Below are 24547 nucleotides of genomic sequence, written 5' to 3' on the forward strand. Positions count from 1 at the left end.
ATGGCGGCGAGAAGTTCACCCATATCCCCTGCCTGAACGACAGCGCCGAAGGCATGGCCGTGCTCGAGCACGTCGTGCGCCGGGAACTTGCCGGCTGGCTCTGATTCCGCTTGCACCCGCTTGAAAACGGGTCGGCAATCACCACCTCTGGATGAGAGAGAAGCGCTGGCGTCAACTCACGTCTGCGCCATTCTAACATTTTGAATCTATGCGCAATCCGCTGAAACCGATTCCGAAGGGAACCGGAATGCGCTAGAGTGCAGCCTCAGGTCGCGATTGCAATTTAAGGGGGAATGTCTTGGGCGGGATGGATTTCGTTGTCATCGGCTTCGTGGTTCTCGTCATCCTAGTCCTCTTTATGGGGATCAAAACAGTGCCACAGGGCTACCGCTACACGATCGAGCGCTTCGGTCGTTACACCAAAACGCTGGAGCCCGGCCTGAACCTGATCGTTCCGTTCATCGACCGCATCGGCGCCAAGATGAACGTGATGGAGCAGGTGCTCGACGTTCCGACCCAGGAAGTCATCACCAAGGACAATGCCAGCGTGTCTGCCGACGCGGTTGCCTTCTATCAGGTGCTGAACGCGGCGCAGGCCGCCTACCAGGTCGCGCATCTGGAAAACGCCATCCTCAACCTGACGATGACCAACATCCGCTCGGTCATGGGTTCGATGGACCTCGACGAGCTGCTGTCCAACCGCGATACGATCAACGATCGGCTGCTGCATGTCGTCGACGAAGCCGCAAGTCCCTGGGGCATCAAGATCACCCGCATCGAGATCAAGGATATCGCACCGCCGAAGGATCTCGTCGACGCCATGGCAAGGCAGATGAAGGCAGAGCGCGAAAAGCGCGCCCAGGTGCTCGAAGCCGAAGGCGCCCGAAACGCCCAGATCCTGCGCGCCGAGGGCGCCAAGCAATCGGCGATCCTCCAGGCCGAGGGCCAGCGTGAAGCAGCCTTCCGCGACGCCGAGGCCCGCGAGCGTCTGGCAGAGGCTGAAGCCAAGGCGACCAGGATGGTCTCCGACGCCATCGCGGCCGGCGACGTGCAGGCGATCAACTACTTCGTGGCACAGAAATACACCGAGGCACTCGCTTCGATCGGCACCGCCAACAACCAGAAGATCGTGCTGATGCCGATGGAGGCTTCCGCGCTGATCGGCTCGCTCGGCGGCATCGGCGCAATCGCCAAGGAAGTGTTCGGCGATGGCCAGACGGCTCCGGCAGCCCGGCCGCGCCAATCGACGCCGCGCACCACCCCTGCCTTTCCGGCTGATCCGTCGCAAGGAAAGTAAGGGATGATCGAACGCGCCATTCAAGAACTCGGGCCCTGGAGCTGGTGGGTTCTCGGTTTCTTGCTTCTCGCCGCCGAACTTGTCGCGCCCGGCGTGTTCCTGATCTGGATCGGCATCGCCGCACTGGTCGTCGGTATCCTGTCACTGCTGCTCTGGGATGTCGGCCTCTGGACCTGGCAGGTCCAGTTCGTCCTGTTCGCGCTGCTTTCGGTGGCGGCCGTCCTGCTTGGCCGCCGTTTTGTCCTGTCCTCGTCCGAAACCACCGACGAGCCGCTATTGAACCAGCGCGCCGAAAGTCTCGTCGGCCGCACGGCGGTGCTGGACAAGCCGATCGCCGAGGGACGCGGCCGCATCCGCCTCGACGACACGTTCTGGATCATCGAGGGGCCCGACCTGCCCGCCGGAACCCGCGTACGCGTCGTTTCCGCCCACGGCCGCAGCCTGACCGTCGAAAGCGCCTGAACGGCGGCTCCGTCGCCAACAAGCGGCTGATGCCACGACGTTTTTTCCGGTTGGAAACGATTGCTTAACCACGTCGCTTTACGATTGCGAAAGGATTGCAATCAGGCTCGTGGACAGACGGCATATGGTGCCAGGCTCATCACGCTCGACCAGAGGAGACGCGCGGCGTTCGACGTCGCTGGCGTTGCTGTTGGCCGGGACCGCACTGTTTGCCCCCGCGTCGTTGAGCGCCCAGACGGCGACGACCCCAGCCACGAACCCTTCCACGACATATGGCACCGGCGCCGCGCCGGGAGCCACGGCTGCCACGACGGCCACGCCGCAGGCAATCGCGGATCCACAGACCACCGGGGCCGTCAGCGGCGACGACTTGCCGCCCGCCCAGAACGAGGACTACGTCCGCCTCAATCAGCGCGAGCCGACGATCGATGGCCTGCGGTTGCGGACCTATAATCCCGAATACGACCGCGTACCGGGCGTCCGCATCGGCACTTTCACTTTGCGCCCAAGTATTAGCGAGTCGATCAACCACGAATGGCGCGACGACAGCGGCGTCAAGACGAACCGTGGCTATATCGAAACCGGGATCCGCGGCACCTTGACCTCGGACTGGTCGCGGCACCAGCTGACGGTGACCGGTGAAGGCGTCCTTCAAAACAACATTTCCGGTGAGGGTGAGGAAGAGCCGCGTGCCAATGTCGACGCGGAACTGCGCCTCGATCTCTGGGAAGAGACGATCGCACGCCTGCGTGCCGGCTACAGCTTCTATCGCGAAGACGCCGACGATCCGAACGCGATCTCGAACGCCAAGACCCAATCGGCGGTCAACACTTACCGCCTTGGCGCAGCCATCGAGCGCGACTTCGGCCTGATCCGCGGCTCGGTCGGTATCGACTTCGACCGGAAAACCTATGGCGATGTCGAACTGGAGAACGGCACCAACCTTTCGGTCAAATATCGCAACCGCAACACCGGCATGCTCACGGCCCGCGTCGGCTACGAGCTTTCGCCGGCATTGATCCCGTTCCTGGAAGCCTCCGTCGGCAAGTCGCTCTACGATTTGCGCGAGGATCCGCTCGGCTTCGAGCGCTCCTACCAGACCTATGGCGGTCGCGGCGGTGTCGAGGTCGACCTCGGCGAGAAATTCTATGGCGAACTCGGCCTCGGCTACGAGACCTACAACTTCGAGGACGACCGGCTCGGCGAGCTCAGCGGTCTGTCGGTCGACGGCAGCCTGAACTGGTCACCACAGCGCGGGACCGATGTGCTCTTTGCGGTTTCGACCGACCTGAACCCGTCGACGACGCCGGGCGTAGCCGGCTCGATCGACTACAACTTCACCAACATCATTACCCACCAGATGCGATCGGATCTGGTGGCGCGGCTGACCAACAGCCTGACGCTGCGCAACTATCCATCGGACGCCACCTCCTCGGACGAGACCACCTGGCGCACCGGCGCCGGCCTGACCTACGACCTCAACCGTTATCTCGCGCTGACCGGCGACGTCAGCTACGAGCTTACGACCCGCGATCAAGGCGATGACAGCGACATTACCCGCGTCGGCGTCGGCCTGACGCTGCGGCGCTAGCGCAACGCCAGGAAAAGCGTGAAGCGGTTTTCCTGGCGGAGTTGCCTCGTTTCAAAGAGGCCTGCCATCGCGAACGAAATAGGCCGCGCCCAAGGGACGCGGCCTTTCGTATCCTAGGGATTCTGCCGATTACTTCAGGCTGCCGAGCAGGTTCTTCAGCGGACCCTCGACGCTCGGACGGATGTCGCCGCGCTCGAGCGCAAAGGCGACGTTTGCCAGGATGAAGCCGTCCTTGGCGCCACAGTCATAGGTATCACCACGGAAGTGATAGGCAGCGAACTGCTGGCTGTCGGAGAGCTTGAGCATGCCGTCGGTCAACTGGATCTCGTTGCCCGCGCCGCGCTCCTGCTTTTCGAGAATCGGGAAAATCTCGGGTTGGAGGATGTAGCGGCCGTTGATGAAGAAGTTGGACGGTGCCGTGCCCGGTGCAGGCTTTTCGACCATCTTGGTGATCTTGAAACCGTCGCCCACCTTGTCGCCGACGCCGACGATACCGTATTTGTGGGCCTGGTCCGGGGCGCATTCCTCGACGGCGATGACATTGCCGCCGCTCTGTTCATAGAGCTCGACCATGCCCTTCAGGCAGCCCTTCTCCCCCTTCATGATCATGTCAGGCAAGAGCAGCGCAAACGGTTCGTTGCCGACGAGATCACGGGCGCACCAGACCGCATGGCCAAGGCCAAGCGGCGCCTGCTGGCGGGTGAAGCTGGTCGTGCCGGCCTTCGGCAGAATGCCGTCGAGAAGTGCGATCTCGGCCTTCTTGTTGCGCTCGCGCAGCGTCTGGTCGAGTTCCACCTGGATGTCGAAGTAATCCTCGATCACCGCCTTGCTGCGGCCGGTAACGAAGATCAGATGCTCGATCCCGGCCTCCAGGGCCTCGTCGACGACATATTGAATGACCGGCTTGTCCACCACCGTGAGCATTTCCTTCGGCACGGCCTTAGTGGCCGGCAGGAAACGTGTGCCCAGTCCAGCGACCGGGAACACGGCTTTGCGGACTTTACGCTTGTCGGTCATCGATACCTCCTTGATAGGATTTCACTCATAAGTCTTACCGAATGGCCCGAACGTCATTCCGCCCGGAACCATACAGCGGTCCGTAATGGAGCCGCAATCTCTATGCCGTCAGCTGAACACAGCATGAACCGACGGAACAAATGCATAGGCGAACTCCACGACCAAGGCTTGACATTTTCTTCATCGGAAGACGCCACCACAATTTCATGGTAAAGGGTTTGTTGACCACGTTTCTGTAGATTCGTTGCAATCCGGCAATGCAACAATCGCGGCCGGATCCGAAACAGGAGCCGCCGACGACTGCCCCACCGTCGACGCTGGCCCCAGACTGCCACCATGCGGCGTGATTCGGGCCATGACGGCCGAAGCCCCGCAGAGAAACGGAACCGACAGCTGATGATCAGAAACCACAGGACGTTTTTCCGTCATATCGCAGCCGCCCTCGTCCTCTCCGCCGCAGTGCTCGGTACTTCGCCTGCGCGCGCCGATGCCGGGTTCCAGAACTGGATCAACGAATTCTACGCAACCGCCGCCAAGGCCGGCATCAGCAAGGCGACCTACCGCCAGGCCTTTGCCGGCGTGAAGTCACCCGACCAGTCGGTGATCGAGAAGGCGAACTACCAGCCGGAGTTCAAGCACAAGATCTGGGAATACATCGATTCCCGCGTGAACCCCTATACCAAGCGCATCGGCCAGGAGATGGCCGCCAAACACGCCCGCACGCTCAATGCGCTCGAAAAGCGCTATGGTGTCGACAAGACGATCCTGCTGGCAATCTGGTCGATGGAATCCAATTACGGGGCCGTTCTGGAGAAGGACGACCGGCTGCACTACGTGCCGCGGGCGCTGGCCACCCTTGCCTATGCCGATCCGAAGCGGGCAAATTTCGCCAGGAAGCAGCTGATCGCGGCGCTGAAAATCCTTCAGAGCGGCGACATCACACCGCGCGAGCTGACGGGTTCCTGGGCCGGCGCCATGGGTCACACCCAGTTCATCCCGACGAGCTACCTGCTCTATGCGGTCGATGCTGACGGCAATGGCCACCGCGACATCTGGAACTCCGTCCCGGACGCCCTGGCGACCGCCGCCAACCTCCTGAAGAAGAATGGCTGGCAAGCGGGCGAAACCTGGGGCTACGAGGTCGCGCCGCCGGCAAATGCGGCGAAATACTCCGGCCAGACGAAGACGCTTGCCGAATGGGCCTCCCTCGGCTTCCTGAGACCGAACGGCAAGGGCTTCCGCAACGGCGGCACGCGCGCAGAACTGAAGCTGCCGAGCGGCGGCGAGGGCCCCGGCTTCCTGATGACCAAGAACTTCTTCGTCATCAAGCGCTACAACGCCTCCGACAGCTATGCGCTTGGCGTCGGCCTTCTCGCCGATCAGATCGCCGGCTATCAGGGCATGCAGCAGCGCTGGCCGCGTCCGGACGGATCGCTCGACATCAGCGAAAAGTTCGAACTGCAGAACCGCCTGAAGGAGCTTGGCTACTACAACGGCGAAGTCGATGGCAATTTCGGCTCCGGCTCAAAGGCTGCGATTCAGGCGTTCCAGTCACAGAACGGCCTGACCCCGGATGGACAGCCGACCCAGATGCTGCTGCGGGCCCTTCGCAACTGAGTCCGGATCGAAACGGTTTCGCGATCACAGCATCCGTGAGATAAAGTACTTCAAAGCGCGCTGCACTCCGTGCGGCGCGCTCAAACGTGACAGCGGCCGATGGCCGCCCGAACACGGGCTAGAAGCAGATGACGAGCAAGCGCCGCACGCAACAGCGCCGAACGGCCCTCGAGATTGCAACGATCTGCATCGCTGCCATGGCGATGCTTGTCGTTGGCCTCTACGCCGGTTTTGCCGAAGCGCAACAGCGCGTCCAGCGACGCACTCTGTTCCAGGTGCTTTTCGGTGGATTGGCGCGCGAGCGGCCGGTCTACGAGGACCGATCCTACTTTCCTGAACAACCGCGCCCGAAACGCCAGCGCCAGCAGCAGCAGCGGCAGAAGGGCCAGGGCGGGCAGCAGAAGACGAAGCCGAAACTGGCCGACACCCCTGCCCCCGTGCCGCAGGTGGTGGAGAAGGCACCCGATGCCAAGAAGGTTCTGGTCGTCGGCGACTTCATGGCCGGCAGCGTTGGCGACGGTCTGAAGACGGCTTTCGAAATGACCCCCGGCATCACCGTCGAAACACGAGCGAACGGCTCGTCCGGTCTGGTGCGCGAGGACTACTTCAACTGGCCGGGCACGCTTCCCGGCTATGTCGCCGAAGTGAAGCCGTCGGTGATCATCGTCAGCCTTGGCGCCAATGATCGCCAGATGATGCAGATCGGCGACGTCAAGGAGAAGTTCCGCACCGACCTGTGGACCGAAGAATATCGCAAGCGCGTCAATGCTCTGGCGGCTCTTGCCCGCAAGGAAAAGCTGCCGGTGCTGTGGGTCGGCATGCCGCCGTTCCAGTCCGCGGCCATGACCGCCGACATGGTGACCTTCAACGGCATCTACCGCGAGGAGATCGAGAAGGTCGGCGGCCAGTTCGTCGACATCTGGGACGGCTTCGTCGACGAGGGCGGCAAGTTCGTGCTGACCGGTTCCGACATCAACGGCCAGCAGGTGCGCCTGCGCGGCGCCGACGGCATCAACCTGACCAAGGCCGGCAAGCGCAAGCTCGCCTTCTATGTCGAGAAGGACATCCGCCGGCTGCTCGGCGACGCCGCGGCAACGGACAAGGACATCCCCGGCGCAGACGGGCTCAAGGATCTGGTAGTGACCGCACCGCTTGCCAATGAAGACATCGTCAAGACCCAGCCGATCGGCCTGACCGATCCGGAACTCGACGGCGCCGGATCGCTTCTCGGCAATGCCGCCCCGGCCAAGGGCACCGGCAAGAGCCCGCGCGACCTGCTGGTGGACAAGGGGGACATCGCCACGGCACCGGCTGGCCGCGTCGATGATTTCCGCCTGGCTAAGCCGAGCACGGTGATCAGCAACCCCGTCATCCGCAACTGACGACCGACGCCGCTCGATAAGGCCGGTTCCCGCTGCAATAAAAAAAGCCCCACATCGCTGCGGGGCTTTTTCGTGCTTGGGAGTAAGAGGTCTCAGCGCGGCAGGGTCGTCGACCCCATCAGCGCCTCGTCGATGGCGCGAGCGGCCTGACGGCCTTCGCGGATCGCCCAGACGACCAGCGACTGGCCGCGACGCACGTCGCCGGCGGTCCAGAGCTTGTCCACCGAAGTCTTGTAATCGCGGTCGTTGGCAACGACGTTGGTCGAACCGCGGCGGTCGGTGTTGAGCGTCAGCTTGCCACCGAGATCCTTGAGCACGCTGTTGGTGAACGGGCCACTGAAGCCGATGGCGATGAAGGCGAGATCCGCCTTGATGATGAACTCGGTGCCGGCGATCGGCTTGCGGCGATCGTCCACCTGGCAGCACTTCACACCGGTCAGGTGGCCGTCCTCATCGCCGATGAACTCGAGCGTCGCCACCTGGAACTCGCGGATCGCGCCTTCCGCCTGGCTGGAGGAGGTGCGCATCTTCGTTGCCCAGAACGGCCAGACGGCGAGCTTGTCTTCCTTTTCCGGCGGCTGTGGCCGGATGTCGAGTTGGGTCACCTTGACGGCGCCCTGGCGGAAAGCAGTGCCGACGCAGTCGGACGCCGTGTCGCCGCCACCGACGACGACCACGTGCTTGCCGCCGGCCAGGATCGGCTCCGACGGCCAGCCGGTGCTGTCGATGTTCTCGCGACCGACGCGGCGGTTCTGCTGCACCAGATAGGGCATGGCATCATGGACGCCGGCGAAATCGACACCGGGAATGCCGGCGTCGCGCGGCGTTTCCGAGCCGCCGCAATAAAGCACGGCGTCATAGTCGTCGAGCAAGCGCTGCATCGGCAGGTCGACACCGACATTGATGCCGCAATGGAAGGTGACGCCTTCGCCCTTCATCTGCTCGACCCGGCGATCGATGAAGTTCTTCTCCATCTTGAAATCAGGAATGCCGTAGCGCAGCAGCCCGCCGGGCTTGGATTCGCGCTCATAGACGTGAACCTCGTGGCCGGCGCGGGCAAGCTGCTGGGCGCCCGCCATGCCGGCAGGACCCGAGCCGATGATCGCCACCTTCTTGCCGGTCTTGGTGACGGCCGGCTGCGGCACGATGTAGCCCATTTCATAGGCCTTGTCGGCGATCGCCTGCTCGACGGTCTTGATCGCGACCGGCGTGTCTTCGAGGTTCAGCGTGCACGCTTCCTCGCAGGGCGCCGGGCAGACGCGGCCGGTAAATTCCGGGAAGTTGTTTGTCGAATGCAGGTTGCGGATCGCCTCGTCCCAGTTGCCGTTGTAGACGAGGTCGTTCCAGTCGGGGATCTGGTTGTGCACCGGGCAGCCGGTCGGGCCATGGCAATAGGGGATGCCACAGTCCATGCAGCGAGCGGCCTGCTTCTGCACTTCCGGTTCGGACATCGGAATGGTGAATTCGCGAAAATGGCGGATGCGGTCGGATGCCGGCTGGTACTTTGCCACTTGCCGGTCGATCTCGAGAAATCCAGTTACCTTACCCATCGTATCATCCTGAAAGCTTTGCGTCTGAACAGGCGCTTTTGACAAGCGCGCGTGAGGGGCCCCCGAACCGATCTGTGATGAACCGGGAGCCTTGGTCACCGGGGCCTCCTATTCGGCCGCCTCTGCCATTTTCATGCGTTCCATGTCCTCGAGCGCACGGCGGTATTCGACCGGCATGACCTTGCGGAATTTCGGCCGGCAATCCGCCCAATGATCGAGGATCTCCTTCGCCCGGGGCGAACCCGTGTGGTGAAGGTGGTTGGATATCAACTGGTAGAGCCGTTCCTCGTCGTGGCGCGTCATGTCGCCGGAGACGTCGACCATGCCCTTGTGCATGATGTCGCCGCCGTGATGATGCAGCTTCTCCAGCATGTCGTCCTCTTCGGGAACCGGCTGCAGCTCGACCATTGCCATGTTGCAGCGGCGGGCGAAATCGCCTTCCTCGTCAAGCACGTAGGCAACGCCGCCGGACATGCCGGCCGCGAAGTTGCGGCCCGTGCCGCCAAGCACGACGACGACACCGCCGGTCATGTATTCGCAGCCGTGGTCACCCACACCCTCGACGACGGCGACCGCACCGGAGTTGCGCACGGCGAAACGCTCGCCGGCGACACCGTTGAAGTAGCACTCGCCCGAGATCGCACCGTAGAGCACGGTGTTGCCGACGATGATCGATTCCTGCGGGACGATCTTCGCGTTTTCCGGCGGGCGGACGATGATGCGGCCACCCGAAAGCCCCTTGCCGACATAGTCGTTGCCGTCGCCCACGAGGTCAAAGGTGATGCCGCGTGCCAGGAACGCACCGAAGGACTGGCCTGCCGTGCCCTTGAGGGTCACGTGGATGGTATCGTCCTTCAGGCCCTTGTGGCCCCATCGCTTGGCAAGCGCACCGGCAAGCATCGTGCCGGCCGAGCGGTCGACGTTCTTGATCTCGGCTTCGATCTTGACCGGCGCCTTGGTCTCAAGCGCGACCTTGGCTTCCGCGATCAGCTTGCGATCGAGAACATCGTCGATCGGATGCTGCTGGCGCGTCGTCCAGTAGGTCTCTTCCTTGGCGGCGTCCACCTTGTGGAAGATCTTCGAGAAGTCGAGGCCATTGGCCTTCCAGTGAGCGAGCGCGCTGTCCTTTTCGAGCAGTTCGGACGCGCCGATGATCTCGTCGAGCTTCTTGACGCCAAGCGAAGCCAGGATCTCGCGCACTTCCTCGGCGACGAAGAAGAAGTAGTTGATGACGTGCTCGGCGGTGCCCTTGAAACGCTTGCGCAGAACCGGGTCCTGGGTGGCGACACCGACAGGACAGGTATTGAGATGGCACTTGCGCATCATGATGCAGCCGGCAGCGATCAACGGTGCGGTGGCAAAGCCGAACTCGTCGGCACCGAGCAGCGCACCGATGATGACGTCACGGCCGGTCTTCAGGCCACCGTCGACCTGAAGGGCGACGCGCGAGCGCAGGCCGTTCAGCACCAGCGTCTGCTGGGTTTCGGCAAGGCCGATTTCCCACGGGCTGCCGGCGTGCTTCAGCGAGGTCAGCGGCGAGGCGCCGGTACCGCCGTCGAAGCCGGCAACGGTGATGTGGTCGGCGCGCGCCTTGGCAACGCCGGCGGCAACCGTGCCGACGCCGACTTCCGAGACGAGCTTGACCGAGACGTCCGCTTCCGGGTTGACGTTCTTCAGATCGTAGATCAGCTGCGCCAGGTCTTCGATCGAGTAGATGTCGTGGTGCGGCGGCGGCGAGATGAGGCCGACACCCGGGGTCGAGTGCCGGGTCTTGGCAACCGTCGCATCGACCTTGTGGCCGGGCAACTGGCCGCCTTCGCCGGGCTTGGCGCCTTGCGCCACCTTGATCTGCAGCATGTCGGCATTGACCAGGTACTCGGTGGTCACGCCGAAACGTCCCGACGCGATCTGCTTGATCGCCGAACGCTCGGGGTTCATGGAGCCATCCGGCAGCGGCAGGTAGCGGTCACTTTCCTCGCCGCCCTCGCCGGTGTTCGACTTGCCGCCGATCCGGTTCATGGCGATCGCCAGCGTCGTATGCGCCTCGCGGCTGATCGAGCCGAAGGACATGGCGCCGGTCGAGAAACGCTTGACGATATCGGCAGCCGGCTCGACCTCGTCGACCGAGATCGACTTGCGACCGAGGGCTTCCGCACTCTTCACCGTGAACAGGCCACGGATCGTGTTCATGCGCAGCGCCGAGTTGTTCACCATCTCGGCGAATTCGCGGTAGCGGTCCTGAGCGTTACCGCGCACGGCATGCTGCAGCGAGGCGATCGCGTCCGGGGTCCAGGCGTGGCTTTCGCCGCGCATGCGGTAGGCATATTCGCCGCCGATATCGAGCGTGTTGGCAAGCACCGGATCGGCACCGAAGGCCGCCTTGTGGCGGGCGACCGTCTCGGCGGCGATCTCGTCCAGGCCGATGCCTTCGATCGTCGTCGCCGTGCCGAAGAAGAACTGGTCGACGAGCTTCGACGACAGGCCGACCGCGTCAAAGATCTGCGCGCCGCAATAGGACTGGTAGGTCGAGATGCCCATCTTGGACATGACCTTGAGGATGCCCTTACCGACAGCCTTGATATAGCGGTAGACCACTTCGCTGCCGTCGACTTCCTTGGGGAAGTCGCCGCGCTTGTGCATGTCGGTCAGCGTATCGAAGGCGAGATAGGGGTTGATCGCCTCCGCGCCATAACCGGCAAGCAGGCAGAAGTGGTGTACTTCGCGCGGTTCGCCGGATTCAAGCACGATACCGACCGAGGTGCGCAGGCCCTTGCGGATCAGGTGGTGGTGCACGGCAGCGGTTGCGAGCAGCGCCGGGATCGCCACGCGGTCCGGCCCGACCTGACGATCGGAAAGCACGATGATGTTGTAGCCGCCCTTTACCGCCGCTTCCGCACGCTCGCAGAGACGGTCGAGCATATCCGGCATGCCTTCGGCACCGCGCGAAATGTCATAGGTGAAGTCGAGCGTCTTGGTATCGAAGCGGTCTTCGGTGTGACCGATCGAGCGGATCTTTTCGAGATCGCCATTGGTCAGGATCGGTTGGCGCACCTCGAGCCGCTTGGCATGCGCCATGCCTTCGTGGTCGAGAATGTTCGGGCGCGGGCCGATGAAGGAGACGAGGCTCATCACCAGCTCTTCGCGGATCGGGTCGATCGGCGGGTTGGTGACCTGCGCGAAGTTCTGCTTGAAGTAGGTATAGAGCAGCTTGCGCTTGTCCGACATCGCCGAGATCGGCGTGTCGGTGCCCATCGAGCCGATTGCTTCCTGACCGGTCGTCGCCATCGGCGACATCAGAATCTTGGTGTCCTCGAGCGTGTAGCCGAAGGCCTGCTGGCGGTCAATCAAGGAGACGTCGCGGCGGAGAGCCCGCGGCTCGACCGGCTTCAGGTCTTCGAGGATCAGCTGCGTGTCTTCAAGCCACTTGCTGTAGGGGTGCTTCGTGGCAAGCGAGGACTTCACCTCCTCATCGGAGATGATGCGGCCCTGCTCCATGTCGATGAGCAGCATCTTGCCCGGCTGCAGGCGCCACTTCTTGACGATCTTGTCCTCGTCGACCGGCAGCACGCCGGCTTCCGACGCGAGGATGACGCGATTGTCCGAGGTGACGATGTAGCGGGCCGGACGCAGGCCGTTGCGGTCGAGCGTCGCACCAATCTGGCGACCGTCGGTAAAGGCAACGGCAGCCGGTCCATCCCACGGCTCCATCAGGGCGGCATGGTATTCGTAGAAGGCCTTGCGTTCGGGCGACATCAGCTGGTTGCCGGCCCAGGCTTCCGGGATCAGCATCATGACGGCGTGCGACAGCGAGTAACCGCCCTGCACGAGGAACTCGAGCGCGTTGTCGAAGCAGGCGGTGTCCGACTGGCCCTCGTAGGAGATCGGCCAGAGCTTGGAAATATCGTCGCCGAAGAGCGGCGAAGACACCGACGCCTGGCGCGCCGCCATCCAGTTGACGTTGCCGCGCAGCGTGTTGATTTCGCCGTTATGCGCCACCATGCGGTAGGGGTGTGCGAGCTTCCACGACGGGAAGGTGTTGGTCGAGAAGCGCTGGTGAACGAGCGCCACCGCACTTTCGAACCGCGGGTCGGACAGGTCCTTATAGTAGGCGCCGACCTGGTAGGCGAGGAACATGCCCTTGTAGACGATGGTCGAGGACGACAGCGACACGGGGTAGAAGTTGCTCTCTTCGCCCTTGTATTCGTCGTAGATGCGGTTGGAGATCACCTTGCGGAGCGTGAAGAGACGGCGCTCGAATTCGGGGTTGGAGGCGGCATCGCGGCCGGCGCCAATGAAGACCTGAATGTGGCGCGGCTCGGTTGCGGCGATTTCCGGCGCCTTCGACAGCGACGAATTGTCGACCGGCACATCGCGGTAGCCGATGAGCACCTGGCCCTCTTCGGAAACAACGTCCTTGATCACCTGCTTGAAGTGTTCGACGAGCGCATCATCCTGCGGCATGAAGATGTGACCGACGGCGTACTCGCCGGCCTTCGGCAGGGTGATGCCCTGCTTGGCCATTTCCTCGCGGAAGAAGCGGTCGGGAATCTGCACGAGAATGCCCGCACCGTCGCCCATCAGCGGGTCGGCTCCGACGGCACCGCGGTGCGTCAGGTTTTCGAGCATGAAGAGACCGTCGCGCACGATCTGGTGCGACTTCTCGCCCTTCATATGGGCGACGAAACCGACGCCACAGGCATCGTGTTCGTTGCGTGGATCATAGAGACCCTGTTTTCGTGGCAGGCCAGTCGGGAATGCGGGCGTTTTTTCAGCCGTCGCAACGCTGTGTGCGAGGTTGAGCCCAGATTGCTGTGATGGCGAATGATCCGTCATCGTTTTCCCTCCTGTTGAACCCGGCGACCGCCGGGCATGGTACCGCCCGCGCATGGCTCTTCGTTGCGCGCAAAGGCACGCCGAAAAGCCGGGGCACTCATCGTCTCATGATCCTGATCAGGTCGCAAATAAGCACGGCATCATCAGGCATTGATGTCTGCGACCATCCTGACGGCAGGCGTTAACAACCGGATGAAATCCGGCAAATCCCCCTGCTTCACACGCCGGATGCCAATTTTTTAGGCACTCGCGGCGATTGTTCCGGTCCCTAGACCGAAATAGGACAGCAAACCTGTCCTATTTCATGTGCTCTATGCCAGAAACCACCCCCCTCTGCAAGAGGCATATCAGCAAATAATAGAGAAGATTTTGCCGAACATTGCCGGAAATTTCCGCCTTTTAAAATTTAATTACGGCGATCCGGCGTTTTCTTCCTTTTGGTTTCAAACTGGCCTCCGGCTGGCCTCCCGGCCGCTCACCGTGATTGATCCGGTCGAGAACTCGGCTAAGGTCGACTGAAGCCGTCAAAAACACGGTAAAACAGAGTGAGAAGTGATGATTTTTTCGTCTGACAACTGGGCCGGCGCCCATCCCGCGATTGCCGAAAGCCTCATGGCGCATGCCGGAGGCTACGCTTCCGCCTATGGCACCAGTGAGCTTGACCGGAAGGTGGAAAAGAAGTTCGCCGAGATTTTCGAGCGGGACGTCGCGGTGTTCTTCGTCGGCACGGGAACGGCGGCCAATTCGCTGGCGCTTGCGAGCGCTCACCGCGCCGGTGGCGTCGCTTTCTGCCACCGCGAAGCACATGTGATCGCCGACGAATGCGGTGCGCCGGAGTTCTTCTCGCATGGTTCCCGGTTGAAGCCCGTCGACGGTGCCCGCGGCAAGATGGAAGCGGCACGGCTGGAAGCCGAGATCCGGCGTTTTCCCCTCGATAACGTCCATGGCGGCCAGCCGGCGGCAGTCTCTCTGACACAGGCGACCGAAAGCGGCACCGTCTATTCGCTCGCCGAGATCGAGGCGATCGCGGCCGTCGCCAAGGCGCACAAGCTACCGGTGCACATGGACGGCGCGCGCTTTGCCAATGCGCTTGTCGGCCTCGACGCAACTCCCGCCGAAATGACCTGGAAGCGCGGCGTCGATCTCGTCTCCTTCGGTGGCACGAAGAACGGCTGCTGGTGCGCCGAGGCGCTGGTGCTCTTCGACCTCTCGAAGGCGCATGAGATGCATTTCCTGCGCAAGCGTTCGGCGCAGCTCTTCTCCAAGTCGCGCTTCGTTTCGGCGCAGTTCGACGCCTATTTCGCCGGCGATCTCTGGCTGAACCTGGCGCGCCATGCCAACGCCATGGCCACGCGCCTGGCCGAAGGCATCGCCGCCTCCAAGACGAGCCGGCTCGCCTGGCAGGCCGACGCCAACGAGATTTTCGCGATCCTGAAGAAGGACGTGGCCGCGAAACTTCGGCAACAGGGCGCGGTGTTCTATGACTGGCCGGTGCCGCACGACCTCGACGGAAGCATTGCCCCGGACGAAAATCTCCACCGCCTCGTCACCAGTTTTGCGACGAAGACGGACGACGTCGACCGTTTCGCCTCGGCCTGCTGAGGCAAGGAAGGAAGGGCAAGCAGCTTTCGGTCCGGAACTGCAGGCTTGAATTGGGTCGTTCCGCCCCCTCGCGGAATGATCCGTGCGCTCACGCCTGCCCTTGTAACGTCCTCACATTGGAGAGGATCTCGACCGAAAGCGCCGCACTCAGCTTTCGGTCCACGCCCTTGCTCGGAACCAGCACGAACTCCACGTCCTCGAGCGGAGGCAGGGCGCCAACAGGTATCTCCTTCAGCCCCTGCGGCACCATGCTGCGGGGCTGCACCAGCACGCCCATGCCGGCGCGGGCTGCCGCCGTCAGACCGCTGAGGCTGCCGCAGGTGCAGACTATCCGCCACGGCAGGCGGTGCCGGTCGAGCACTTCAAGCGCGACACTGCGGGTAATGCTCGGCGGCGGAAAGGCGATCAGCGGCAGCACCTTGTCGCGCCTGATCCTCTCGGGCTCGCGCGCCAGCCACACCAGCGGCTCGCGGTAGACAAGTTCGCCCCTCACATCACCGAGCCTACGTTTGGCAAGCACGAGATCGAGATCGCCATTGTCCTGCATCTGATAGAGCACGCCACTGAGCGCCACGGTCAGTTCGAGATCGACCGACGGATGGGCGCGAACGAAGTCTTCGAGCACCGCCGGCAACCGGCTCATGACGAAATCCTCGGACACCCCGAGCCGCAGGCGGCCACGCAGGCTGCTCTCGGCAAAAAGCGCCCGCACTTCGCCGTCGATCGCCAGCATCGAGCGGGCATGAGCAAGCAGCGCCTGCCCATCGGCGGTGAGCGACACGCGGTGGGTGTCGCGGGCAACGAGTGTACGACCGAGGGAGGCCTCAAGCCTTTGAATGTGCTGGCTGACGGTCGATTGCCCGAGCGACAGTTTTTCCGCCGCAAGCGTGAAGCCGCCCATCTGTTCCAGGGCGACGAAGCTGCGCAACTGCACGAGGTCCAGCATGGTAATCTCAAATCATGATAACTGTTATTCCTTGCATCCTGTATCATAATGAGAGATCCCGGCAAGACGTTTTCTGCCGAGCAAGTGACCCGAGATGCGCCGCTACCTTCCCGATACGTTTACGATCCTGCTTCTTGCGACCGTTGTCCTCGCATCGGTCCTGCCGATCCACGGAGAGGCGACCGCTTGGTTCGGACTGGCGACCAAGGTAGCCGTCGGCATGGTCTTCTTCCTGCACGGCGCACGATTGTCGCGCGATGTCGTGATCGCCGGCATCCTGCACTGGCGGCTGCATCTGACGATCCTCGCCGCGACCTTCGTGCTCTTCCCGCTGCTTGGCCTTGCGATCGGCTTCGTGCCGGATTCGGTGCTGCCGCAGTCGCTCTACACCGGCATCCTGTTCCTCTGCGTACTGCCCTCGACCGTGCAGTCGTCGATCGCGTTTACGTCGATGGCCGGCGGCAACGTGCCGGCCGCGATCTGCTCGGCGTCGGCCTCCAATATCTTCGGCATGTTCCTGACGCCGCTTTTGGTCGGGCTCCTGTTTTCCGCCGGCGGCCATGGCGGCGTGACACTCGATGCGCTGGAGCAGATCCTGCTGCAGCTTCTGGCACCCTTCGTCATCGGGCAATTGCTGCAGCCCCTAATCGGCGGCTGGATCCGGGCACGCAAGGGGCTGTTGGCACCGGTCGACCGTGGCTCGATCCTGATGGTCGTCTATCTCGCCTTTAGCCAGGCGCTGACGTCCGGACTGTGGCAGACCTACTCGCTGACCGATCTCGGCGTCCTTGTCGCCATCGAGATCGTGATGCTGGCGCTCGTGCTTGCGGTCACCATGTTCGGCAGCCGCCTGCTCGGTTTCGACAAGGCAGACGAGATCGCCATCACTTTCTGCGGCTCGAAGAAGAGTCTCGCAAGCGGCGTCCCGATGGCAAGCGCCATCTTCGCCGGCCAGAACATCGGCGCGATCGTGCTGCCTGTCATGCTCTTCCACCAGATCCAGCTGATGGCCTGTGCCGTGATTGCCCAGCGCTATGCCGCCAAGAAGGCAGCAGCCGCCTCGGCCGTGCCCGTACCGGCCCAATCCTGATCCAACAGCCCGTAGACCCGACAAGCAAAAAGCGGCGCCCTCTTGGGGACGCCGCTCTTCGTGGGAGGTCTGTTTCGCGCCCTACCCGGGCATGATGCTTAGAGGGTCTGGGCCTCGATCTGCTTGGGCTGCGAAGCGACGGACGAAATCTCGATCCGGCGGGGCTTGGCGGCTTCGGGGATCTCGCGGGTCAGGTCGATGTGCAGCAAGCCGTTCTTCAGCGATGCGGACTTGATCTCGACATGATCGGCAAGCTGGAAGCGGCGCTCGAAGGCGCGCTTGGCAATGCCGCGATGGAGAAACTGGCTTTCTTCGCCCTTTTCTTCGGCCTTTTCACCCTTGATCGTCAGCGTGTGTTCACGCGCCTCGATCGAAAGCTCGCTTTCGTCAAAGCCGGCAACGGCCATGGTGATGCGGTAGGCGTTTTCGCCGGTGCGCTCGATGTTGTAGGGCGGATAGGTCTGGGCCTCACCCGGCTGGCCAAGGCTGTCGAGCATGGTGAACAGGCGATCGAAGCCGACGGTGGAGCGGTAAAGCGGAGAGAAATCGAAGTGACGCATGGTGTCCTCCTTGGAGCAACGTTTGCGATGTCTGGTCGGCCACCCCATTCTGGCAGTGGCAGGACCGGTGAACGGACCCGTCATCGGCGCCCGTGACCCTGATTTGGGGAGGCGTTTTCGCAAGTTCAAGACGCGACCTGCGACGATTTTTTTCCGGTGAACCTGACATGAACACCGGCTTCGGCTGCCGTTCAGCGTCACAAGATTAAAACAGAAAGCCTGGGAGGAAACTTCCAGGCTGAAGTGACATGTCCCTTCCCCTTCAGCGGCCGGAAACGGTGATCGTCCGGATTTCACCCACCGTTTCCGGCTTTTTTCTTTGACGGCAGGCAACCTGCCGCCTATCCCTGATGACATCGATCAACGCGCATCTTGAGCTCCGGCCCCGCATCCATGACCTCGATCCTCCACTCCACACCGGATAATCCGATCCCGGACAATCATGTGGCGGGATTTTTCGATGGCGTCGGCGGCCGCAAGATCCGCTACGCGATCTTCAAGACGAAGCAGCCGGTGGCGCGCGGAACGGTGGTTCTGCTGCAGGGCCGCAACGAGTCGATCGAGAAGTACTTCGAGACCATCGCCGAGTTGACCGCGGCCGGCCTCTGGGTCGCCACCTTCGACTGGCGCGGACAGGCTGGCTCCGAGCGGCTGTTGCCGCATGCTACGCGCGGCTATGTCGACCATTTTTCCGACTACGAACGCGACCTCAGCACCTTCCTCGAGCAGATCGTCCTGCCGGACACCCGCCTGCCGTTTTCGATCGTCGCCCATTCGATGGGCGCACTGGTGGCGCTCTCGCTTGCACCGATGCTCGCAAGCCGCATCGACCGGCTGGTGGTGCTCGCACCCTTCGTCGGCCTTGGCGGCCAGGCGCTCGGCGAGCGCAGCATTGCCACCGTTGCAGCCCTCATGCGCTGCGTCGGCCTCGGCGCCTTGCCGGCCCATCCCGACAAGGGCAACCGTCCCTTCGAAAACAACGTGTTGACGGCCGATCGCCGCCGCTACCAGCGCAACCTGGCGCTGACCGATACCCATCCGGAACTGAGGCTCGGCCCACCGACCGCGCGCTGGCTGAGCGAAGCCTTCCGCGCCATGCGCCGGATCATCCGCCGCGAGCACCTGACGCGCATAACCCTGCCGACAATCATTCTGGCGCCGACGGCTGACCGGTTGGTACCGCATCTCGCGGTCGAATGGCTGGCGCGCAACTTCCGCGCAGCGCAGATGATCCCGATCGACGGCGCACGCCATGAACTGCTGCACGAAGCCGATCGTTATCGCGCCCAGGCGATGGCCGCTATCCTCGCCTTCGTCATTCCCGAAGACGGCGACGGGCGCGAAAGCACGGCCGCGTGAGCAAGGCTTTTCCAGGCAAAGGACGCCTAACGTTCTGATTTTCCAGTGATCCTGGAATTGTCTAGCCGTTGAGGATTTCCAACGCCTGGGCATGCAGTTCGGCGCTGCCGGCAGCGATCACCTCGCCACCCATTTCGGCCGGCCCCCCCTGCCAGTTGGTGATGATGCCGCCGGCCTGCTCGATCAGCGGGATCAGGCCGCCGACGTCATAGGGCTTCAATCCACACTCGATCACCAGGTCGATTTGACCGGCAGCGAGAAGCGCGAAGGCGTAGCAGTCGCAGCCATAGCGGAAGAGCCGCACCTTGCTCTGAACTGCCTCGTACCTGCTCTTGAATTCACCGGTGTAGAGGTGCGGCGAGGTGGTGAACAGCACCGCATCCGAAAGCGAACCGCAGGCCCGCGTCGAAAGCACCTTTTCGCCGCCAGGACCGCTGTAGATCGTCTTCTGACCGTCAGCGAAGTAACGTTCGCCGGTGAAGGGCTGATCCATCAGTCCCATCACCGCCTCACCGTTGCGATAGAGACCGACCAAGGTGCCCCAGACCGGCAGACCGGAAATGAAGGCGCGGGTCCCGTCGATCGGATCGATGACCCAGACATGCTCGCGATCGAGACCGACATTGCCATGCTCCTCGCCAAGGATGCCGTGCTCGGGGAAGTGCGCATCGATCAGCGCCCGGATGGCGGCCTCGGCCGACTGATCGGCTTCCGTGACCGGATCAAAGCCGCCCTCGAGCTTGTTGACGACGCTGGTGCCGATGCGGAACCGCGGTAGGGTTTCTGCCTTGGCGGCATCGGCGAGGCGATCGAAGAAGGCACGGTCGGGCAGCATGGCTCTCTCTTTTAGGAACAAAGGCGGAAGGTCGATCTTGAATAGACGAATTTTATTGAAAGGCAAACGAGCTGAACGAAGCCTGATTCATCGACTGCGTGGCCATCCGGTGGTTTCAATCGGTTCAGGTCTGGCTTTCGATTGAAATTCTCTTGATGCACTGCAAAACCTTTCAGGTCCCGAACTTGACATTTGTGCAGTGCAATATTAAAGTTTCGCTACAGTCACCTGTGACTGTAAATACCCTCCTTGGGTGTTTCCTCCCTAGACTTAACCGCGCCGCTGGCGCGGTTCTTTTTAGACACCCCCAAGAGAGCTGAAGATTATTCCGCCGCAAGCGGCAGGTAGGCGCCGAAGTCTTCGACGTGGCGCGCCAGCGAGGCGATGAAAGTCGTGAGATCCGCGACCAGCGCACCGAAACCAGGTTTGCGCACAAGCGTCGTCTCATCGACATAGAGCGCCCGGTTGATTTCGATCTGCAGCGCATGCAGCCCACGCGTTGGCCGTCCGTAATGCTCAGTGATGAAGCCGCCGGCATAGGGCTTGTTGCGCGTGACGCTGTAGCCAAGCTCCTGCAACAGATCGACCGCAGTGCGCGACAGTTCCGCGGCCGCACTGGTGCCGTATCGATCGCCGACGATGAAATCCGGGCGCTGGACGCTTCCGGGCAGATGCACGTTGCCGGGCATCGAATGGCAATCGATCAGAACCGAAAGACCGAAATTGACGTGCGTGCGGGCAATCAGTTTGCGCAAGGTGGCGTGATAGGGCTTGTAGATCGTCTCGATCCGCGCAAGCGCATCTTCGACGGGCACGCGTCCGCGATAGATTTCCATGTTTTCGGCAACGAGCCGCGGGATCGTCCCGAGGCCCCCGGCGACACGCATCGAACCGATATTGGCATGCGGCGGCAACGCACCGTCGAACATGCGCGGATCGAGCTCGTAGGGTTCGCGGTTGACGTCGAGGAAGGCGCGCGGGAAATGCGCCAGAAGCATAGGCGCACCGAGAAAGGTGGCGTTCTGGAACAATTCATCGACGTAGTGATCTTCCGACCGGCGTATGGAATGCCCGTCAAGACGGGACTGGTCGAGAAAGCTCTTCGGATAGGAGCGGCCGCTATGCGGCGAGTTGAACACAAAAGGGATGCGCTGGATCGGAGGCTCCAAAACCTCGAACAGGTCCCTCTCGGCGATCTCCCCCATCTGAACCCTTTTTACCATATGCGGTTCTTACAATTGTCATCATGTTGCCAGTTGGTCCGCTCTGTGTCCATAGTGCCGCCAACAGCATTCTGGGGAGTTGACGCCCCCCATTCACCAGATATTTACCGCGTTGGGGTTTGGATAAAACGCCGCAATCCATACGCAATGAATAAAGAGAAGCAACGGCCGAATTCATGACTGTGAAAATCCTTCTTGCCGAAGACGACAACGACATGCGCCGGTTCCTGGTCAAGGCCCTGGAAAAGGCCGGCTACAAGGTCATGTCCTACGACAACGGCGCCAGCGCCTATGACCGGCTTCGTGAAGAGCCTTTCTCGCTTCTCCTGACCGACATCGTCATGCCCGAGATGGACGGTATCGAGCTTGCCCGCCGGGCAACCGAACTCGACCCGGACCTCAAGGTGATGTTCATCACCGGCTTTGCCGCCGTCGCGCTCAACCCGGATTCCAAGGCGCCGAAGGATGCCAAGGTGCTCTCCAAGCCCTTCCACCTGCGCGACCTCGTCGACGAGGTCAACAAGATGCTGGCCGCCTGAGGCCACCCGAGGTTTTCCACAGGCGCGACCGCCTGCGGCAAGCCGGCATGAAGCTTGAACTGCACGTCCGATCGACCGCCGTGATCCACAAGGATCTCCGGCGGTCTTTTCGTTTCAATGCCTTAGCCAAAATCCCGCGAATCCCGGCGATTGCGCCAACGCCGAAAAGCCCGGCCGCAGGGGAAAAAACGCGCCAGCAAAATTTCTGTCAAAAAACCTTCGAAAAGCCTATTGACGCGACAACGGCTTTTGTGGTCTATGCGCCCCATCGGATGGGCGTGTAGCTCAGCGGGAGAGCACTACGTTGACATCGTAGGGGTCACAAGTTCGATCCTTGTCACGCCCACCATTCGAATTCAAAAGGCCTTTCGAGAGATCGAGAGGCCTTTTTCGCATTACCCGACAAATGGCCAGCTCTTCCGGTCGGAAACGAGAATGCCGCGCGGTCTTCGAGTGTCTACGGGCACGCCGCGCCAGTGCGGGCCTCCCGATTGCGGCGATCTCGAATCGCCTGCGCTGATCCTGCGAGAATCATTGAAGAATCTTTGTTCCGTACCACCGGACCCTCTTTCTCACGCGACAATCATCCCGTTTTCCACCGGGGCGCCCGGCAAGAGCGGGCCGGTCGCTAGGACTTTGGTCCTACAGGCCCCGGCAAAGGTCCGGGGCGCATTGCCGAATCTGCGTCGCGACGTTCTAGATGCAGACAGCGCCCGGGAGCATAGCCCCGCCCACCAGGGCGCCATTGGTCCCGGAGCGACGCCCCGAAACCCCATACCGTCGCTCTGGGACCCCGCCTCCCTCCTCCTACTGTCGCGACAATCGCCGTTCCGTGCACGCGCTTGTCAAAGGGCGATTCCGGCCGCAATCACTCACGTCCCTGTCGCGGGTATTTGTGGCGCGCGTCGTGGAAGGCGCGCCTGCTCGCCCTATCTTTCCTGCGCAATCCCATCGCATCGCCGCGCCGAGCGCGATCGAGCAAAGGAAAATCACTGAGCGAAGACGGGCAGCATGCCTTGCGGGCGCCAAGCGACGCGCGCGCGATGCCCAGCCGACCAGATCTCAGCCAAAGCGAAAGGAACGGACCATGCCGGCAGTCAAGAACATCGTGCTTGTACACGGCGCCTGGGGCGATGCCTCTCACTGGCGCCACGTCATTCCTCCGCTGCACGCCAAAGGCTACAGGATCGCCGCTGTACAGAACCCGCTCACCTCGCTGGCCGACGACGTCGGCCGTACCCGCAAGCTGGCGGAATCGCTCGAGGGCCCGACCCTTCTCGTCGGCCATTCCTATGGCGGCGCCGTGATCAGCGGCGCAGGCCATGCCGCAAACGTCGTCGGCCTCGTCTATGTCGCAGCTTTCGCGCCGGATGAGGGCGACAGCCTCGGCAGCATCTTCGCGCGGCGCGAGCCGCCCTCCGGCGCTGCCAGCATCCGCCCGGACAAGCAAGGGTTCCTCTGGCTCGACCAGGCAACGTTCCGCCAAAGCTTCGGCCAGGATCTGAATGAGACCGAGGCCTTGGTCATGGCGGTGACGCAAAAGCCGATTGCCGGACGCTGCTTCGAGGACAAGGCCGGGCCGCCGGCCTGGAAAGCAAAGCCGAGTTGGTACCAGGTATCGAGCCACGACAACATGATCCCGCCTGAAACCGAGCAATGGATGGCCGAGCGCATCAAGGCGAAGAAGATCGTCACGCTCGACGCCAGTCATGCCTCGCTCGCCTCGCATGCGACCGAAATTGTCGCTCTCATCGACGAGGCGATTACTTCGCTCGGCTAGATCCCGATTCTATGTCGTGATAAAAAACCCCGTCGATCGCCGGATCGACGGGGTCTGTTTCAGGACCGTCGACGACGCCAGCAGCCATCGACACCCAAACCCGATGTCCTAGTGTACCATGGCAGACGCGGCGGACATCAACTCTTCGCGACGCGGCACGCCGAACAGGTTCTGGCCGCCATCCGGCACTTCCGTAAAGCTCCAGCGCACGACGCCATCACGATCGAGCAGGAACTCGCCGACGAGTTGCCCGGTCCCGGTCGCCATCATCCGCTCGTCAGCCTCGGTGATCTGGTAGTCTTCCACCTTATCGAGGTAGGCCATGGCTGCGATCGGATCCATCGGTCCGGGCAATTCGCCGGGCATGTTCACCTTCATCGCCATGATCGTCTTCTGGGCGACCTTGTACGGCCAGGCGTCCTCGTCCTCGGTGAATTCGAGGTTGGGAAGCCCGAAGGCTCGATGCGAGATCCGTTCGGGGTCGGCGGCGGCCAGCAAGTTCGGCAAAGGATGATAACGGAAATAGAGACGCGCCCGATCGATCGGCGTGTTGACGACCGTCAGGCTTTCGATGCCCTTCTCACGCAAGGCGCCGTCGAGTTGCGCCATGGCAGCGATTTGGCGTCTGCAGAAAGGACAATGCAGGCCGCGAAACAAGCCGACCAAGACCGGTTTGCGGCCACGAAAATCGTCAAGGGCGATCTGACCTTCCTGCGTGATTGCGTCGAGCACTACGTTCGGCGCCCGGTCACCCGGCTGCAACGGCCGTCCACTCAGCGTCTCAACCATGGTTTGTCTCCTCATCCCGGCCGGAACGCCCCTGGTACGCCTGGCAGGCGCTTTTTCTCCGGCAAACAGTGCGCA

General features: G+C 62.4%; 19 protein-coding genes and 1 tRNA gene. 12 read left to right on the forward strand and 8 right to left on the reverse strand.

The features are described 5' to 3' along the window. Positions 1-298 precede the first annotated feature (298 nt). The 3 genes from MKZ91_RS25110 (at position 299) to MKZ91_RS25120 (ending at position 3350) form a co-directional block, all read left to right on the forward strand. On the forward strand, positions 299-1297 hold the full coding sequence (locus MKZ91_RS25110; protein WP_336173750.1) for an SPFH domain-containing protein: 999 nt from the start codon (positions 299-301) through the stop codon (positions 1295-1297). A 3-nt stretch (positions 1298-1300) separates the two neighbouring features. Next, positions 1301-1759 (forward strand): NfeD family protein, encoded by a 459-nt coding sequence (locus MKZ91_RS25115; RefSeq protein ID WP_336173751.1) that lies wholly within the window; start codon positions 1301-1303, stop codon positions 1757-1759. A 124-nt stretch (positions 1760-1883) separates the two neighbouring features. Further along, positions 1884-3350 carry an outer membrane beta-barrel protein gene (locus MKZ91_RS25120; protein WP_336173752.1) on the forward strand — a complete coding sequence of 489 codons (1467 nt, stop codon included), beginning with the start codon at positions 1884-1886 and terminating at the stop codon, positions 3348-3350. A gap of 129 nt (positions 3351-3479) precedes the next feature. Here MKZ91_RS25120 and galU read toward each other — a convergent pair whose 3' ends face one another. Further along, complete coding sequence (galU, locus tag MKZ91_RS25125; protein ID WP_336173753.1) at positions 3480-4367, reverse strand: UTP--glucose-1-phosphate uridylyltransferase GalU; 888 nt, start codon at positions 4365-4367, stop codon at positions 3480-3482. Between the two features lie 396 nt (positions 4368-4763). Between galU and MKZ91_RS25130 the strand changes: the two genes are divergently transcribed. After that, on the forward strand, positions 4764-5984 hold the full coding sequence (locus tag MKZ91_RS25130; RefSeq protein ID WP_336173754.1) for a lytic murein transglycosylase: 1221 nt from the start codon (positions 4764-4766) through the stop codon (positions 5982-5984). Positions 5985-6112: 128 nt separating this feature from the next. After that, positions 6113-7366, forward strand: coding sequence for an SGNH/GDSL hydrolase family protein (locus MKZ91_RS25135; protein WP_336173755.1), 1254 nt, complete (start codon positions 6113-6115; stop codon positions 7364-7366). A 92-nt stretch (positions 7367-7458) separates the two neighbouring features. Here the strand turns inward: MKZ91_RS25135 and MKZ91_RS25140 are convergent, their stop codons facing one another. Both MKZ91_RS25140 and gltB read right to left on the reverse strand, forming a co-directional pair. After that, on the reverse strand, positions 7459-8916 hold the full coding sequence (locus MKZ91_RS25140; protein WP_336173756.1) for a glutamate synthase subunit beta: 1458 nt from the start codon (positions 8914-8916) through the stop codon (positions 7459-7461). Between the two features lie 108 nt (positions 8917-9024). After that, complete coding sequence (gene gltB, locus MKZ91_RS25145; protein ID WP_336173757.1) at positions 9025-13749, reverse strand: glutamate synthase large subunit; 4725 nt, start codon at positions 13747-13749, stop codon at positions 9025-9027. 555 nt (positions 13750-14304) lie between these two features. Between gltB and MKZ91_RS25150 the strand changes: the two genes are divergently transcribed. Next, the gene (locus MKZ91_RS25150) at positions 14305-15351 is read left to right on the forward strand and encodes a threonine aldolase family protein (protein WP_336173758.1); all 1047 of its coding nucleotides are present in this window, start codon (positions 14305-14307) and stop codon (positions 15349-15351) included. A gap of 88 nt (positions 15352-15439) precedes the next feature. Here MKZ91_RS25150 and MKZ91_RS25155 read toward each other — a convergent pair whose 3' ends face one another. Next, positions 15440-16297, reverse strand: coding sequence for a LysR substrate-binding domain-containing protein (locus MKZ91_RS25155; RefSeq protein ID WP_336173759.1), 858 nt, complete (start codon positions 16295-16297; stop codon positions 15440-15442). 94 nt (positions 16298-16391) lie between these two features. On the opposite strand from MKZ91_RS25155, the gene MKZ91_RS25160 reads away from it, so the two are divergent. Further along, positions 16392-17387 (forward strand): bile acid:sodium symporter family protein, encoded by a 996-nt coding sequence (locus MKZ91_RS25160; protein ID WP_336173760.1) that lies wholly within the window; start codon positions 16392-16394, stop codon positions 17385-17387. 98 nt (positions 17388-17485) lie between these two features. Here MKZ91_RS25160 and MKZ91_RS25165 read toward each other — a convergent pair whose 3' ends face one another. Continuing rightward, the gene (locus MKZ91_RS25165) at positions 17486-17947 is read right to left on the reverse strand and encodes an Hsp20 family protein (protein ID WP_336173761.1); all 462 of its coding nucleotides are present in this window, start codon (positions 17945-17947) and stop codon (positions 17486-17488) included. Between the two features lie 393 nt (positions 17948-18340). Between MKZ91_RS25165 and MKZ91_RS25170 the strand changes: the two genes are divergently transcribed. Next, positions 18341-19306: an alpha/beta hydrolase gene (locus MKZ91_RS25170; protein ID WP_336173762.1), complete on the forward strand. Its 966-nt coding sequence runs from the start codon at positions 18341-18343 to the stop codon at positions 19304-19306. Positions 19307-19367: 61 nt separating this feature from the next. Here the strand turns inward: MKZ91_RS25170 and hisN are convergent, their stop codons facing one another. Next, positions 19368-20141 (reverse strand): histidinol-phosphatase, encoded by a 774-nt coding sequence (hisN, locus tag MKZ91_RS25175; protein WP_336173763.1) that lies wholly within the window; start codon positions 20139-20141, stop codon positions 19368-19370. 323 nt (positions 20142-20464) lie between these two features. Next, entirely contained in the window at positions 20465-21346 is an 882-nt protein-coding gene (locus MKZ91_RS25180) for an N-formylglutamate amidohydrolase (RefSeq protein ID WP_336173855.1), read from the reverse strand. A gap of 194 nt (positions 21347-21540) precedes the next feature. On the opposite strand from MKZ91_RS25180, the gene cpdR1 reads away from it, so the two are divergent. The 4 genes from cpdR1 to MKZ91_RS25200 all read left to right on the forward strand — a co-directional run bounded on the left by cpdR1 (position 21541) and on the right by MKZ91_RS25200 (position 23683). Continuing rightward, positions 21541-21903: a response regulator CpdR1 gene (gene cpdR1 / locus MKZ91_RS25185; protein ID WP_025424823.1), complete on the forward strand. Its 363-nt coding sequence runs from the start codon at positions 21541-21543 to the stop codon at positions 21901-21903. A gap of 47 nt (positions 21904-21950) precedes the next feature. After that, complete coding sequence (locus MKZ91_RS25190; RefSeq protein WP_336173764.1) at positions 21951-22187, forward strand: hypothetical protein; 237 nt, start codon at positions 21951-21953, stop codon at positions 22185-22187. Beyond that, a tRNA-Val gene (locus tag MKZ91_RS25195) sits at positions 22178-22252 on the forward strand. The genes MKZ91_RS25190 and MKZ91_RS25195 overlap by 10 nt, the downstream gene beginning before the upstream one ends. Before the next feature lie 738 nt (positions 22253-22990). Continuing rightward, positions 22991-23683: an alpha/beta hydrolase gene (locus tag MKZ91_RS25200; protein ID WP_336173765.1), complete on the forward strand. Its 693-nt coding sequence runs from the start codon at positions 22991-22993 to the stop codon at positions 23681-23683. Between the two features lie 108 nt (positions 23684-23791). Here the strand turns inward: MKZ91_RS25200 and MKZ91_RS25205 are convergent, their stop codons facing one another. Next, positions 23792-24472: a peroxiredoxin-like family protein gene (locus tag MKZ91_RS25205; RefSeq protein WP_336173766.1), complete on the reverse strand. Its 681-nt coding sequence runs from the start codon at positions 24470-24472 to the stop codon at positions 23792-23794. Positions 24473-24547: the final 75 nt, after the last annotated feature.

The sequence above is a fragment of the Ensifer sp. MJa1 genome (assembly GCF_037026475.1).
In the GTDB taxonomy this organism is placed as follows: domain Bacteria; phylum Pseudomonadota; class Alphaproteobacteria; order Rhizobiales; family Rhizobiaceae; genus Ensifer.

Bases quoted from the DNA above. Each gene is read 5' to 3' on its own strand.
- MKZ91_RS25115 (WP_336173751.1), top strand. From the start codon at position 1,301: ATGATCGAACGCGCCATTCAAGAACTCGGGCCCTGGAGCTGGTGGGTT.
- MKZ91_RS25120 (WP_336173752.1), top strand. From the start codon at position 1,884: ATGGTGCCAGGCTCATCACGCTCGACCAGAGGAGACGCGCGGCGTTCG.
- galU (WP_336173753.1), bottom strand. From the start codon at position 4,367: ATGACCGACAAGCGTAAAGTCCGCAAAGCCGTGTTCCCGGTCGCTGGA.
- MKZ91_RS25130 (WP_336173754.1), top strand. From the start codon at position 4,764: ATGATCAGAAACCACAGGACGTTTTTCCGTCATATCGCAGCCGCCCTC.
- MKZ91_RS25135 (WP_336173755.1), top strand. From the start codon at position 6,113: ATGACGAGCAAGCGCCGCACGCAACAGCGCCGAACGGCCCTCGAGATT.
- MKZ91_RS25140 (WP_336173756.1), bottom strand. From the start codon at position 8,916: ATGGGTAAGGTAACTGGATTTCTCGAGATCGACCGGCAAGTGGCAAAG.
- gltB (WP_336173757.1), bottom strand. From the start codon at position 13,749: ATGACGGATCATTCGCCATCACAGCAATCTGGGCTCAACCTCGCACAC.
- MKZ91_RS25150 (WP_336173758.1), top strand. From the start codon at position 14,305: ATGATTTTTTCGTCTGACAACTGGGCCGGCGCCCATCCCGCGATTGCC.
- MKZ91_RS25155 (WP_336173759.1), bottom strand. From the start codon at position 16,297: ATGCTGGACCTCGTGCAGTTGCGCAGCTTCGTCGCCCTGGAACAGATG.
- MKZ91_RS25160 (WP_336173760.1), top strand. From the start codon at position 16,392: ATGCGCCGCTACCTTCCCGATACGTTTACGATCCTGCTTCTTGCGACC.
- MKZ91_RS25165 (WP_336173761.1), bottom strand. From the start codon at position 17,947: ATGCGTCACTTCGATTTCTCTCCGCTTTACCGCTCCACCGTCGGCTTC.
- MKZ91_RS25170 (WP_336173762.1), top strand. From the start codon at position 18,341: ATGACCTCGATCCTCCACTCCACACCGGATAATCCGATCCCGGACAAT.
- hisN (WP_336173763.1), bottom strand. From the start codon at position 20,141: ATGCTGCCCGACCGTGCCTTCTTCGATCGCCTCGCCGATGCCGCCAAG.
- MKZ91_RS25180 (WP_336173855.1), bottom strand. From the start codon at position 21,346: ATGGGGGAGATCGCCGAGAGGGACCTGTTCGAGGTTTTGGAGCCTCCG.
- cpdR1 (WP_025424823.1), top strand. From the start codon at position 21,541: ATGACTGTGAAAATCCTTCTTGCCGAAGACGACAACGACATGCGCCGG.
- MKZ91_RS25190 (WP_336173764.1), top strand. From the start codon at position 21,951: ATGAAGCTTGAACTGCACGTCCGATCGACCGCCGTGATCCACAAGGAT.
- MKZ91_RS25200 (WP_336173765.1), top strand. From the start codon at position 22,991: ATGCCGGCAGTCAAGAACATCGTGCTTGTACACGGCGCCTGGGGCGAT.
- MKZ91_RS25205 (WP_336173766.1), bottom strand. From the start codon at position 24,472: ATGGTTGAGACGCTGAGTGGACGGCCGTTGCAGCCGGGTGACCGGGCG.